The 13,312-nt window shown below is 72.7% G+C and carries 10 protein-coding genes and 1 pseudogene; all 11 read right to left on the reverse strand.

From position 1 onward, the window contains the following. Positions 1–123 precede the first annotated feature (123 nt). Positions 124–204 (reverse strand): annotated as a pseudogene (locus tag ACTWQE_RS31675) (phage tail protein); the annotation flags it as partial. A gap of 2 nt (positions 205–206) precedes the next feature. Continuing rightward, complete coding sequence (locus ACTWQE_RS31680; protein WP_443332532.1) at positions 207–2,216, reverse strand: putative baseplate assembly protein; 2,010 nt, start codon at positions 2,214–2,216, stop codon at positions 207–209. Continuing rightward, positions 2,216–2,659 (reverse strand): GPW/gp25 family protein, encoded by a 444-nt coding sequence (locus ACTWQE_RS31685; protein WP_443332533.1) that lies wholly within the window; start codon positions 2,657–2,659, stop codon positions 2,216–2,218. Before ACTWQE_RS31685 ends, ACTWQE_RS31680 begins: the two co-directional genes overlap by 1 nt. A 39-nt stretch (positions 2,660–2,698) precedes the next feature. Continuing rightward, positions 2,699–4,651 carry a VgrG-related protein gene (locus ACTWQE_RS31690; protein ID WP_443332534.1) on the reverse strand — a complete coding sequence of 651 codons (1,953 nt, stop codon included), beginning with the start codon at positions 4,649–4,651 and terminating at the stop codon, positions 2,699–2,701. 144 nt (positions 4,652–4,795) lie between these two features. Further along, positions 4,796–5,575, reverse strand: a complete 780-nt coding sequence (locus ACTWQE_RS31695; RefSeq protein WP_443332535.1) for a CIS tube protein — start codon at positions 5,573–5,575, stop codon at positions 4,796–4,798. After that, positions 5,576–6,013: a phage tail protein gene (locus ACTWQE_RS31700; RefSeq protein ID WP_443332536.1), complete on the reverse strand. Its 438-nt coding sequence runs from the start codon at positions 6,011–6,013 to the stop codon at positions 5,576–5,578. It lies immediately after the preceding gene. 291 nt (positions 6,014–6,304) lie between these two features. Beyond that, positions 6,305–6,442 (reverse strand): hypothetical protein, encoded by a 138-nt coding sequence (locus ACTWQE_RS31705; RefSeq protein WP_443332537.1) that lies wholly within the window; start codon positions 6,440–6,442, stop codon positions 6,305–6,307. A gap of 3,929 nt (positions 6,443–10,371) precedes the next feature. After that, positions 10,372–10,530, reverse strand: a complete 159-nt coding sequence (locus tag ACTWQE_RS31710) for a DUF6760 family protein (RefSeq protein ID WP_443332538.1) — start codon at positions 10,528–10,530, stop codon at positions 10,372–10,374. Beyond that, complete coding sequence (locus ACTWQE_RS31715; RefSeq protein ID WP_443332539.1) at positions 10,527–11,015, reverse strand: hypothetical protein; 489 nt, start codon at positions 11,013–11,015, stop codon at positions 10,527–10,529. The genes ACTWQE_RS31710 and ACTWQE_RS31715 overlap by 4 nt, the downstream gene beginning before the upstream one ends. Beyond that, entirely contained in the window at positions 11,015–11,458 is a 444-nt protein-coding gene (locus ACTWQE_RS31720) for a phage tail protein (protein WP_443332540.1), read from the reverse strand. Before ACTWQE_RS31720 ends, ACTWQE_RS31715 begins: the two co-directional genes overlap by 1 nt. Before the next feature lie 198 nt (positions 11,459–11,656). Continuing rightward, positions 11,657–13,258 carry a phage tail sheath subtilisin-like domain-containing protein gene (locus ACTWQE_RS31725; protein ID WP_443332541.1) on the reverse strand — a complete coding sequence of 534 codons (1,602 nt, stop codon included), beginning with the start codon at positions 13,256–13,258 and terminating at the stop codon, positions 11,657–11,659. Positions 13,259–13,312: the final 54 nt, after the last annotated feature.

Here is a 13,312-nt window from a genome sequence, read left to right on the forward strand (position 1 = left end):
TCACGGACCAGATCAAGCAGTGTCTCGGCATGCCAGGGGCCGGGGAAGAGCAGCACCGCTCCCTCCTGTGCGGCGGCGTTCTGCAAGGCGGCCTTCACTTCTTCGGGAAGGTCCTTCTCGGCGAAGGTCGTCGTCCGCGTAGACCGCCGGCAGCATCATGGCGAGGGGCGAGGCACTGCCCAGCCCGTCGACGGATCCCCTCACCGTCAGCCCCCGATCACGCGGACGCGGTGGTCGAACGAGAAGACCAGGGCCGGCCGGGAGAGGTCGATCCGGTCCGCCGGATCACCCCGCTTGCCGGTGAGCGGATCCGCCGGGTGCAGCAGTACCTCGTCCACCAGCTCCACGCCCGGCACGCGTTGCAGTACGGCGAAGACCTCGCCCGCCTGCACCGGGCGCCCGAAGGGCCAGCCCGTGCCGTGCACCCCTCCGACCAGCGGGTCCAGATGCCGGTACAGGGCGTCCAGCGACTGCCGGCGGACCCGGTCGAGGTCCACGCCGCGGAAGGCGTGCAGCGTCGCGACCACCGTGACCCCCTGGTAGTACGGCGGACCGACCGCCAGCCGGGTCCCGATCAGCCGCCGTTCGTCGAGATAGCGGGTGATCTTGCCCAACAGAGCGTCGCCGGGCACGAGTTGCTCGAAACGCAGCCGTCCGCTGCGGTCGGGGGGCGCCTGCGGGACAACCAGGACCCGGACGGCGTACGTCCCGTGCTCCTCCGCCTCGGCCTCCAGACAGGTGATGCGCGCGGTCTCCGGGGCCGCTCGCCGGGCCAGCTCCTCGTAGTCCCGCAAGGTGACCGCACGGTCCTGGGCGCGCAGCGAGATCGGGGCCCGGACCTTGGCCTCGTCGACCGTCTCGCCGTCCACTCCGCCCCGGGCCGCCTCGCGGTTGTCCACATGGCCGACGTACGGCACGGAGCTGCGCAGTACCCGGATCGAGCCGCGGGCGACATTCCCCGCCCTGCCTCCGCCGGTGCGGTAGCGGAGGGCGCGGATGACGGCGCCCTTCGGGGGCACGGCGCCGTACTGGCGCAGGGTGCCGTCGGGTTCGCGTACGGCCGGCCCGAAGGAGATCTCGCCGGTCGTCGCGTCGAGGGTGACATGGCGGTCGTACGGGCCGGAGGCCGCCAGGTGCGGGACGACATCCCAGTCCCTCCACCCGTCGGGCTCGGCGACCTGGAGACGCAGCGGCGGATCGTCGCCCACGACGGGTGCGTGCGCGAGCCGGAGCCGCTGCCCGGGCAGCCCGGTGGACTCGCCGAGCGCCTCGTCGCGGACCGTGTCGGCGTGCACCGCGCCGGTGGTGCCGCCGATGGTGTACGCCGAGGCGGACCTGACGGTCGGTGAGGTGGTGTAGAAGGGCTGGCCCGCCTCGGGGGCGGTGACGCGGCAGCGCAGCCAGCCGGCCTCGTGCCGTACCGAGCGGGAGAGGACATTCCCGCCGGGCACGTGCAGGACGATCTCACCCGGGCGGTTGAGGCCGCCGGTGCCGTCCTGGTCCACCTCGCAGGCGGCCCAGCCGTCGTCGGTCCAGGCCTCCCACACCAGGGGTGGCTGGCGCGGATCCACACCGACGCCGTCCACGCGGCTGTCGAGCTCCAGCACGACCGCGCAGTGGGGGACGGCGGCGCTCAGTCCCAGGAGCAGGCAGTCACCCGGGCGCGGAGCCTCGGAGAAACAGAGGATGTCCTTCGGGCCCGTGTCCTCGGCGTCGTCCCCGCCGTCGGGGTGGCCGCGCTCGTCGTCCTGGAGCGCCGCCAGGTCGTCGGTCCGGTCGGCGACGGCCTGCCCGTCGTGCTGCACGGCGAAGCGCTCCAGCACACAGGGCGGTACGAGGAGATCCCGCTCGGTGGCGAAGACGACGGCCTCTTCGGCCTCGGTGCGCTCCGTGGCGACCTCGGTGCCGGCCGGCAGATGTACCGGCTCCTCCTGCGGGGCGGACAGCCAGAAGGTGACGTCCGTGCGCGCGGCGGACGGCGGGAAGAGCGTCATTCCGAGCAGGTCCAGGAAGGCCAGATAGTTCTTCTCCGGAACGCGGTTGAGCCGGTACACGATCTGATCGGCCATATGGGCGACCGTCTCCACCAGCGTGACGCCCGGGTCGGACACATTGTGGTCGGTCCACTCCGGGGCGCGCTGCTGGATGTAGCGCTTGGCATCGTCCACGAACTGCTGGAAGCGCCGGTCGTCGAGGTTGGGGGAGGGCAGGGCCATCAGCGGTCGCTTTCGGTAGCCGGGCCGTCCTGGGGGGACGCAGGCTCGTCGTGGGAGGGGATCACATAGAACGGAAAGACGAGGCTGCGCGGGTTGTTGGTGCCGCGCACCCCGTAGCGGACATCGATGAAGAGCACGCCCGGGTCGTCGCCGTCGGTGCTGACCTCCACGTCGTGGACCTCGATGCGGGGCTCCCAGCGGTCGAGGCCGGCGCGGACCTCCTGCTGGATACGGCCTGCCGTGTCCTCGTTGACGGGTGCGAAGACCAGGTCATGGATGGCGCAGCCGAACTCGGGGCGCATGGGGCGCTCGCCCGGCGCGGTGGCCAGGACGAGGCGTATCGCCTCCTCGATCTCGCGTTCGCCACTGACCAGGGCGATCCCCCCTGAAGGGCTGATACGCATCGGGAAGGCCCATCCCGAACCGACGAACTGCTCACCCACGGCGATCCCTCCCGGTGTCCGGACGCTGACGCCGCCTCATCAGATGACCGGCTTTCCATTGGCGGTGACCAGCCCCAGCAGCGGGATGGTGGCGGCGCGGATGCCGACCGAGGCAGCGGCCTGCACGTTGGCGGCGGCTCCCGCACTGAGGTTGAGGGCACCGGTCGCCTGCGCACTCAGCGCGCCGCCCGCGTTGACGGCCACCGCGCCCGCCGCCCGGAGATTCAGCGCGGCGGCCGCGTTGACGACGACGGCACCCGTCAGGGACCGTGCGTTGAGTGCGCCGCGCGCCTGGAGACTCAGCAGGCCGCCGCTCTTGATCGTCAGGGTTCTCCCCGCGCTCAGCGTGAGGTCGCGGCCCGCCTCGACCGACACCGAGGTGCTGCCCGTGATGCTCACACTGCCTCTGCTGTCCACCGTGATGCTGGTGCGGGTCCGGTCCAGGTGGATGGTCAGCCGGTCGTCGCCGGTGCTCACCCGGACACCGCGCTTACGGGCGCCCGTTCTCTGGTCGAGCAGGTCGAGACGGTTGTTGTCGCGGTCGGCCAGCGTCCGCCGGTTGACCTTCCCCCGCATGGGGTCGATGAACGGCACATCGCCGCGGACGGGCTTGTCGACCCCGTTGTAGAGGCCGCCGATGACGTACGGGTGGTCCAGGGCACCGCGGTCGAAGGCCACCAGCACCTCGTCGTTGACGTCCGGAGCGATGATGCTGCCGCCCTTGACACCGCCGAACTGCACGGTGCGGGCCCAGTCGCTGACGTAGCTGTCGCTCAGCCAGGGGAACTTCAGTTTCACCCGGCCCTGGCGGAGCGGGTCCTGTACGTCGGTGACCACGGCGTTCGCCACGCTCGGCAGCCGCGGGGAGTCGTTCGCACCGCCCGACACGAGTCCGTACAGCGAGCGCCACTGACGGCCGCTGACGGTCACCCACGTCTCGTAGCGGTCGGCCGCCGGGAACAGATGGCGGGCGGCGGTCACCGTGTACTTGCCCTCGAAGGGCTCGCCCACGTCGGCGAGCGAGACGGCCACCCCGGGGCGCAGCTCGGGCTTGCCGCGCGCGATGACCTCCAGCTCGCTGAAGGCCGCGGTGACATCGGCGGCGAGGGCGTCGGCGGCATGCTTCACCTGGGCCTGCTTGTCGTAGGGGGTGTCGGTGCCGACCAGCCGCGTGCGGGGGAAGGCCGCGGCGGCCTTCTTCGGGGTCGTCCCGATCGTGGCGCCGGGGCTGGTGGCGGCCGTTTTGCGTCCGGTGACGGCCCGTTTGGTGGTGACGTCCCAGCCGCGTACCTCGACGTCGTTGACCTGGTCGGCGGAGGTCACGGCGGCCCGGCAGCGCAGGACGTTCCGGTCGGCTCGCAGGACGAGCGGGTTCTCGGCAGCGGCGTTCGGCGAGGCGGCGCGCGGCGCGGGTGCCCCCGAGGCGGGCTTGGGCTTGACGAACTGGAGCCTGCCGTCGGGACTGACGGACAGCACCCGGTCGTTCTCGTCGGCGAGGCGGGAGAGGAAGTCCCAGTCGGAGACATTGGGCTGGGTGATCGACTCGTAGACGGTCGGTGTGGCGTCGACCTTTCCGACCGGCACCTTGTCCTGGGCGGCCAGCTTCCTGGCGATATCGGCGGCCGTCATCTTGGTGTAGGCGACGACGCGACGTTGGCGCAGCATCCGGTGGCCGAGGTCGTAGCCGCGTACGACGGTGAATGTGCCGGTGGCGTCGTAGTCGGTCTCCAGCCCGGTGACCTCGCCGGTGAGCAGCGGAGACGCCACGCCCTTCCCGTTGGCCACGGCGGACAGGACGACGGGCACGCCGATACGGGCCTTGAGACGGCCCAGGACCAGTTTGTTCGGGTCGCGGAAGGTGAGCTGGAACGCGCCGGGGACACCGGCGCCGAGGTCCACCCAGCTCTCGACGAGCAGCTTGGCGACATCCTCCGGCAGCTTCGCACCGCCGATCCTGGCGTCGATCAGGTTGGAGCTGGTTCCCTCGGACACGGGGCTGACCTGTTCCCTTTCGCTACGTGGTGATGCTCGGGTGCTCCGGGCGCGGGCGCGCTTCGGTGCTTCACAGCGGGTTGTTCACAGCGGGTTGTGCACGGCGGGTTGTTCGCGGCAGGGTCTTCACGGGGTGGCACTCCGTCAGCGCCCGGCCTCCTCCGCGGCGGGGAGCAGGAGTTCGACGCCGGGTGGAAGCACCGTCGGGTCGTCGATGCCGTTCGCCTCCGCGATCGCGCGCCATGCGGTGGCGTCCCCGTACTCCCGCCAGGCCAGGGACTGGAGGCTGTCGCCCGCGACCACGCGGTGCACGCGCTGAGCGGTGAGCGCTCCCGAGGTCGGGTTCTGCCCGGCCGTCTTGCTCGGGATCTCCTGCAAATGCACCTGGCAGGTCGCGCGCATGGGCACCCCGGTCGTGCTGAACAGGGTGTAGGTGGCGTCCACCGAGCTCACGTACGCGGTGAAGCTGACGGTGGAGAAACTTCCCCAGCGGAAGACCACCCACGGGGTGGACGGCTGCTTCGCCGCGATGCTCGCCGACGTCACCTCACAGCACGAGAAGAGAAGTTCCACGTCCTTGAGCACCCTGTTCGAGCCCGGCTTGTCCGTACCGTCCAGGAAGATCTCCACGTTGAGCGAGCGAGGCTCGGGTCCCAGAAACTCGGGGACGGCGGCTGAGCGCACCGCCGCCGTAGGGGTGGTCTTCCACTGGGCGCTGCGGGTGAGGGAGAGCTGCGAGGGGTTGAACTGGAACTCCAACGGGCTGATCAGCGCGCCGGGGGTGGTGCTGAACCCGGTCGGTGGCTGGTGGATGCTGAGCGTGGCCCGCACCAGGCTCTTGCCCGCGCCGCCCTTGGGCCCCGCGCCTTTGCCGCCCGGGACCTTGCTCCCCCCGCTCTTGCCGCCTCCGCCGTGGACCGCCATCTACGCCGCCCCCGCGTCGGTGAAACCGTGGTGCGTGATCTCCAGGACCTCGGTGGCGACGGCCGGACTGGCCGGGTCCAGGCTGGGGCCCTGCCAGCGGACCGGCAGGACGTCGATCAGCCCCCAGCTGGCGACGGTCGAGCCGTCCGCGCGCAGGGCGGCGATCTGCGCCGTGGGCCGGGTGATGCCGGTGGCGAGGGAGGAGATCCAGGCCGCGACCTTCGAGGTGTCGGGGGTGAGGGGGCGGGTCAGCCGGATGGTGGAGAAGGTGACGCGCGACGGCAGCTGCCAGACGAAGGCATTGTTGCCGCCCTCCTGGCGCTGCTCGGTCTCCACCTCCGAGGCCAGGCCCTCGCAGCCGTTGAAACGTCCCAGGCTCTCGCCGTCGATGCTCAGCGTGAAGTAGATGGTGGAGCCCGGGTCCAGATCCTTGGGCATCGGGTCGGCCTTTCTGCGGGTGGGGTCGTCGGGGCTGGTCGTGCGCCGGGTGGTCGGGTGGTCGGGTGCTTCGGTGGGTTTGTGGCGGTCGGCGGTCGGCGGTCGGCGGTCGCGGCGGGTGGTGCGTCGGATCCGATACGGGCGTGTGGCTGGGTAGTTCAGGTCGCTCGGGTTGTTCGGGACCCTCAGGACGTTTCGGGCAGTTCAGGTGGTTCAGGTGGTTCAGGTGGTTCGGGTTGGGCCGTTGGGGCCGGGGTCGGACGGTTCACGGCCCTGCGGCGGCGGCCGCCCTCAGGCACGGGGATCACGCAGCCTGCCCACCCGCTCGCGGTCGTAGCGCAACTCGGCACGCAGCAGCCGGGACAGCGGATTGATCAACCGCCGGGCGAGTTCGTCCAGTTGGCCGTCCGTCAGAGTCCGGGGGTCCATGCCGCCCCGGGCCGACCGGGCTGCCCCGCCCTGGGACGGAGGAGGGGACGGCCCGTCGGGCCTGCGGGGAGAAGAGTTGCGCTGGACGGGTGCGGGCGGACGCGGCGGGGGCGGACTCGGCGGGGGCGGGGGCTGAGGCGGCGGGGACTGCGGGGGAGTGGGCTGCGGGCCCGCCACCGCCGGGTGCGGCTCTGGCGTCCTGGGGATGCCGGGCCCGGGCTGCGTGGTCCGCCCCGCGCCGGCGGGCGGACGGACGGATGCCCGCTGTACCGAGGGGGCGGACGCACGGTGCGTCGGTACGGGCGTGACGACCGCCGCCGCGTCGGGCTGCGCTCCCACGGGGGCGGAGCGCGGCCTCAGGGGCACGGGCGCCGTGGATGACGCCGCAGCGGCCGAGGCGCCGGCGCCCCGGGGCACGGCGTGGGGCGGCGGAACGCGAACATCGTCGGCCGGACGCGGTTCCGTACGGCGCAGTGGCACCGCTGGGCGTGCGGTTTCGCGCTGCGGGGTGGGAACGGAGGAAACGGTCCGGGAGTGTGCCAGCGCACGGGCCGACGCCAGGGGGCGACCCGGGGCGAGTGCCCCCTGGGGGTCACCGCCCGCGGCGACGGTCGGGCCCGTAGGACGGGAAGACGCCACCTCAACGGCGGCTCGCTGCACCACGCCGTCGGCGGGCGACGTCGGTCGGACAGAGCCGCTGGTGGGCCGCGGCGAGGCCCCCGGTGCGCCCGTCGGGACCGGCCCCGGCTGCTGCCTTTCGCCCCCACCCGTACGGGGGGTCCGTACGGCCGGCTGGGCGCCGTCACGGCTGCTGCCCTGGGGAGGCCGGGGACCGGGGCCACGTACCGGACTGGATGGAGAGCTCGTCCGGGACGGCGTACCGGACCGGGCTCCGGCCCCGGAACCGGGCTGTGAACCGCCGAGTGGACGCGTGCCGGTGTCGGGCGCGGGTCCGTGACTGCCGGACGGTGAGCCGGGGGCGGAGCCGAGGCCGTTGGCCGGATGCGTCAGCGGCGTGGCCCGCTGGATATCAGGGCTGTCGGGCGTCCGGTCGGCGTCGGAAGGGGTGTTGCGCGCTCGGCTCGTGCTGTGAGCCTGGTCCGCGGCGGAGCCGGGGTGGAGCTCCGGGCCGGGGCGGGTGGTCGGTGTGTCCCGCTGAACGCCGGCACTGGTGTGGTCGGCGCCGCTGCTCGGTGCGCGAGCGGTGGTGGGCGCGGGCGTTGGAACGGTCCTGTGCTGGAGACCGGGTGTGTGGTGTGGGGCGTGCTGCGGCCCTGGCAGGCCCGGAGTCCGACGGCTGGCCGGAACAGCCCGCTGGACGCCGGGGATATGGCCCGGCCGCTGGGCGGGGGCTGTGCCGGGGGCGACGCTCCCGGATGCCGGGGCGTCGCCGGGCCGGGTGCCGGGCGTCCGGCTGGTGGCGTGTCCGGGCCCGGGCACGGGCCCGGCCGTACGGCCGGTGTTGTCCGTGGGTGCCGGGTGCTGGAGGCCATGGCTGTCGCCGGATGTGGGACGGGGATTCGGGCCGGCGCCGGATCGGGAGCCGGACACCTGACGGGGCGGGTACGCCGGGTCGGCGTCGGCCCCGGGGGCCTTCTGCGTGCCCGGCCCGACAGGAGGCGTGGCCCGCTGGACCCCATGGCTCTGTCCTGAAGCCAGGTGGGACGCAGAGTCGGTGGCTGAGGCCGAACCGGTACCTGTGGCCGGAATGGCCCGCTGAACGCCACGGGCCTCGCCGACCGCCGGGGCATCGGCTGCATTGTGGTCCCGGTCGGAGCCGCGGGTCCGGCCCGACTGACTCTCACCCCTCTCGCCGCGGCGGCCCTCGGTCCCCGCGTGGGCACCGGGGCCGGGCGTCGAACTCGCGTCCGAGGTGGGGCCGGAGCTGGTGGGTGCAGGCGATCCGGTGTCAGGCAGGGAGTTGGCACGGGATGCCGGTGCGGGGCCCGTACGGGTGGTGGGCACGGCTCGCTGAAGGTGAGGACCGTTGGCCGGTGCCACGCCGGGAGCCGGGCGGGAGACGGCGCTCGAGGACGGCCCCGAACCGGTGCTGGGCCCGGGCACAGCAGGAGAGCCGGAGGCCGGACGGGAGACTGCTCGTGGGGCGGGTCCGGGCCCCGGTGCGGGGCCGACTTGCGGGCTGGGACCGGACGTCGGCAGGGCCTGCCGACTCCCATGGATCTCGTGCGGCGCGCTGCCGGATGCCCGGTGGGATGCGGGCACCGGGGTGGCGCCCGGAACGGCTGTCCGCTGTACGGCACCGGCGGGTCGCGCGGGCAACGGCGCCCCGAGAAGGGGACGTTGACGCTGGACGGCCGGCGGGGCGGACGGCGTCGGGTCCGCGGTGTGGGAGGCAGCGGTGTGGGAGGTAGTGGTGTGGGTGCTCGTTCCGCCGTGGTGAGCCGCGTTGTCCGTGGACGGCGCGACGGTTCGGGACACGGCCGTGGGGGGAACGGGGTCGGTGCGGGGCGTGGTCGAGGGCTTCCGGGCAGCGGTCCCGTCCCCCGTCTCGCCCCTCCACGGTGTCCCCAGCCCCGTACGTCCCCCTCCGCCCGCGGCACGCCGCGGGGCGTCCGCGCCCGAGTCCCGCGCTCCGGAGCCCGGTGAGCCCGGGCCTGCCGCTCCCGGAGTCCGCGTTCCAGGGGTCTGCGTTCCCGGAGCCTGCGTTCCAGGGGGCTGCGTTCCCGGAGACCGGGCCGAAACCTGAGTGCCCGTAGGTTGTGCGCCAACGCCGGCCGACCGGGGTTGCGCACCCGAACCCTGGGCTTCCGCACGTTGTACGTGAGTGCTCCCCGTCCCTGAAGTCCGCCCGTCCGGCGTCCGGGCCCCCGCACCTGGGACGTCCGGGCCCCTCGTCCCCTGGGTGCGCGTACCCGGCTCGCCCGGCATGACCTGAACCCCTTGTGCGCCCGAGTCCGCCCGCCCCGGAGCCTGCGCCCCCGGCCCCGTCAGGTCGGAAACCTCCTCCCCCGACGCCTGCGGGCCGGGCACCTCGGGCCCCGCAATCCGCGGGCCCACGACCGCGCCAGGAAAGTCCGCGGCAGTGACACCCGCGCCCGCGTCCGTGCCCGGGAGGCCCGTCCCCGGCAGGCCCGTTCTCGGGAGATTTGTGCCCGGCAGGTCCGTGCTCCGGAAGTCCGTGCCCGGGAAATCCGTGCGCGACGGGGACGGCAGCGCGGAGCCCGCGGGCCGCCGCGCCGCGGGCGCTGCCGTGACCGGGAGCACCCGCCGTTCCGGCGCGGCAGCCCTCGCCACGGCGACCAGCGGGGACCGTGCGGTCCGGGCGCGGACAGGCGTCACCCGGGGCGCCGCCGTACGAGACGCAGCCCGCACGGCACGTTGGATCCCATGCCCGCCCCTTTCCGGCTCACCCCCGGAGGGCAGGTCGGCGGTCCACAGCCCCTTCTCCACGCCCGGCCCGGCCGCCACGGGAAGGGACAGGCTCGGCGGGCCGAACCCCGGGGACGGCCGGGACGGTACGCCGAGCACGTCCCGGACGAGCCCGGAGGGAGCGTCGTCCAGGACCGCGTGAGACGGCGGGCCGGTGAAAGAGAGATTCTGACTAACCGTCAGAGTTGACGAGAAATCCGCGTCCGCGGTGGCGTGCGGACGGGCGGTCAGCCGCTGGATCACCGGAAGGGCGGCCCAAGCGCCCGTCGCACGCTGCGCGCCGCCGGCCCCCGTATCCGAGGCGGTGCGGGCCCCGGCTACGGCGCCGGGCCCAGCACCCGATGCGGCTCCGGCACCGGCACCCGCCCCGGCTCCGGCACCTGCCCCGGCCTCCGGCGCCGTACCAAGCCCGGCCATGGCCCTTTCGCCCGACGCGCCGTCCGCACCCGTACGCCGCCGACCCGCCGCCCCGGGCACCCTCCCGGACGCCGTGCCCGCACGCCGCCGCAGACGGTCGAGGATTCCCATGTCCGACTCCTTCACCCGTTCCCCGCCGCGCGGGTGACCAGCGCCGCTATCCGCTCGGCGTAGCGACGCCTGTCGTGGTGCTCCAGGTCGAGGATGGAGTCCAGGCTCCAGTGGAAGTGATAGGCGACGTACGCGACCTCCTCCTCGATCCGGTCGGTCCCGTACGTCACGATTCCCCCAGGCGGCCCCCGCCGAGTTCGACCTCGAACGGCTGCTCGCAATGCGGGCAGGTCACCGCGGCACGGGTGTGCCCTTCCGCGTTGATCTGCCGGTAGAAGTCCTGCAGGAAGGCGAGGTCGGAGGCGAACAAGTTCTCCACCACCCCGTCACCGACCCCGCCGCCCGACATCTGCAGCGACCCCAGACGGCTGATCACCCGGCCGAGCAGGATCACCGAGAGGTAGGCGGGGTTCTGCTGTACCCGTGGGTCCCGCAGCGGGACCAGCTCGTCCCGGGCCGTCGCCAGGCGCATCACGCCCTCGCGGTGGACGGCCCCTGCCGGGTCCACGTATCCGCGGGGCAGCTCGAACTCGAATTCGGTGCGCAACTGCCGGGCCGGCTCCGGAGTCTGCCCGTCCGGTGCCGCCTCCGACTCCGCGGGGACGGAGTCGGAGGCGGCGGCCGGGCCGGGCGGCCTGGGGAGCGTACGGCGCATTATTCGACGACCAGTTCTTCGAACGTGATGGTCACCGTCTCCGTGAGCGCGGACGCCTCGCCGGCCTTCAGCGTGCTGGCCGTGACCTTGGGACACCAGGCGTTGCGCAGGTGCCACTGCTTCACCGTGTTGTTCATGTAGTCGTTCATCATGATCGTGGCGTTCTTGCGGGCCGATGCCATGTCGCCGCGTGTGGACTGGTTGATCCACTCGGTGAAGATCGATGACTGGGTCATACCGCGTACGACGGTGACCGTCCCCGCCTTCTTCACACCCGGCATCTTCGCGGTGTGGGGTTTGCCCTGGGAGGTGACCTGCTGGTACTCGATGACATCCTGCTCGACCTCCAGGCTGCTGATCTCCTGGAGGTACTCGGCGAACACGCCGTCGATGTTGAGTCCGAAATTATGTGAGGTGAGGGCGTCACCCTGCTGAAGGCTCATGAGCCGTCACTCCTTGGCGTTCGTGGAGAAGAGAAGAAAAGGAGAAAGAGGAAGAAAGCGGAGCAGGAGAAGGGGGTACGGATGGTGCCGGGGCCGCCCGACAGCGACCGGGCACACCCGGCCGGGCCGCCGCGCCGCCGCTCCGCGTGCGTACGGTGCCGCGGGGGTGCCGGTGGCCGGGGCCCGCGGCGGGTCGGGTCACTCCTCCAACTCGCCGCCACCGCTGGAGAACTGGGCCAGCCGGAAGACCACGAACTCGGCCGGTTTGACGGGTGCGATACCGATCTCGCACACCACCCGGCCGAGGTCGACCGACTCCGGCGGGTTGGTCTCCGCGTCGCACTTCACGTAGTAGGCCTCCTCCGGAGTGGCGCCGAAGAGGGCACCGCTGCGCCACTCCGTCACCAGGAAGGCGGAGATGTTGCGCCGGATCCGGGACCACAGGGCCAGGTCGTTCGGCTCGAAGACCACCCACTGAGTGCCGACGAGAATCGACTCCTCCAGGTAGTTGAAGTACCGGCGGACGTTGAGGTAGCGCCAGGCCGGGTCCGAAGCGAGGGTACGGGCGCCCCAGACGCGTATGCCGCGGCCGGGGAAGGCCCGGATGCAGTTGACGCCGATGGGGTTGAGCAGGTCCTGCTCGCCGCGGGTGATCTGGAGCTCCAGGTCGACGGCGCCGCGCACCACCTCGTTCGCGGGCGCCTTGTGCACGCCGCGCTCGGCGTCGTTACGGGCCCAGATGCCGGACAGATGACCGCTCGGCGGGATCAGGTGCGGCTGGCCGGTGGAGGGGTCGAAGACCTTGATCCAGGGGTAGTACAGCGCCGCGTACTTGGAGTCGTAGTTGGCGGTCTCCTGGCGCCAGACCCGGATGTCGCGGGCGTTCAGGCCAGGCGGCGGGTCGATGACGGCCATACGGTCGCCCATCTGCTCGCAGTGGGCGATCAGTCCGAGCTGAACGGCCTTGACGCCCTCCAGGTCGATCGCCCCGCGCTGGTAGGCGGCCATGAGGTCGGGGACGGCGACCATCGAGATCTCGTCCAACGCCTCCAGGCCACCGAAGCCGGTGCGGTCCGCCGAGTCACCGAGGTATCCCTCGGGGCCGGGGTGGCTGTCGGCCACCACGGGAACGGGAGCCGGCGGGGGGCTCTGCGGTGCCGGAAGCGCGACCGTCTGGTTCTCGGGGCGGGCGAGCTGCGCGGCGGGGGCCGCCTCCTGGACGGAGATCAGCCGGGAGCGCTCCTTGACCTGCGTGACGACGTAGGTGCGGCTGCTCTTCTTGGCGGAGACGTCGAACTGCTCGGCGACCGTGTCGCCGTCCTTGACCACCAGCCGGAAGCGCTCGGCCGGGCCGTCGCCCTCCGGGTCGGTAACCTCGACGGTGATCCCGCCGTCGCCGCGGCCGGGAGCGGTGGCCGAGACCCTGAACGTGCCGAGCTGCCGGGGCTCGCCGGGCGGAAGCGCCGCGGGTGTTCCCCTGCCGCCGCCCGCGACCGCCGCCGGGTCCTGTGTGGCGTTGCCCGACTCACCGCCGGGCGTGCCGCCGACGCGGACCACATAGGCGGTGCTGCCGCCGTTGTTGAAGAAGCCGTACACGGCGTGCGCGAGGTAGTACCCGTCGGTGAACTCACCGAACGCCGCGACGTATTGCATCCAGTTGGTCACCAAAGTGGGCTCGTTCAAGGGCCCTTGCGGGGCGAGCCCGACGAAGGCCGCCACTGACGTGCCGACCCCTTCGATCGGGCGCGAGCCGCTGGCGACCTCCTCCACGTAGACGCCCGGCGACAGGTACGACGGCATGCTCTGCTCTCCTCGGGGTACGTAAATAGGTTGCTCTCACCCTCACGCGCGAAA

Source organism: Streptomyces sp. 8N706 (assembly GCF_052245415.1).
In the GTDB taxonomy this organism is placed as follows: Bacteria; Actinomycetota; Actinomycetes; order Streptomycetales; family Streptomycetaceae; genus Streptomyces.

Coding starts and splice junctions, on each gene's coding strand:
- ACTWQE_RS31680 (WP_443332532.1), bottom strand. CDS start 2,216: ATGGCCCTGCCCTCCCCCAACCTCGACGACCGGCGCTTCCAGCAGTTC.
- ACTWQE_RS31695 (WP_443332535.1), bottom strand. CDS start 5,575: ATGGCGGTCCACGGCGGAGGCGGCAAGAGCGGGGGGAGCAAGGTCCCG.
- ACTWQE_RS31700 (WP_443332536.1), bottom strand. CDS start 6,013: ATGCCCAAGGATCTGGACCCGGGCTCCACCATCTACTTCACGCTGAGC.
- ACTWQE_RS31705 (WP_443332537.1), bottom strand. CDS start 6,442: ATGGACCCCCGGACTCTGACGGACGGCCAACTGGACGAACTCGCCCGG.
- ACTWQE_RS31715 (WP_443332539.1), bottom strand. CDS start 11,015: ATGCGCCGTACGCTCCCCAGGCCGCCCGGCCCGGCCGCCGCCTCCGAC.
- ACTWQE_RS31720 (WP_443332540.1), bottom strand. CDS start 11,458: ATGAGCCTTCAGCAGGGTGACGCCCTCACCTCACATAATTTCGGACTC.
- ACTWQE_RS31725 (WP_443332541.1), bottom strand. CDS start 13,258: ATGCCGTCGTACCTGTCGCCGGGCGTCTACGTGGAGGAGGTCGCCAGC.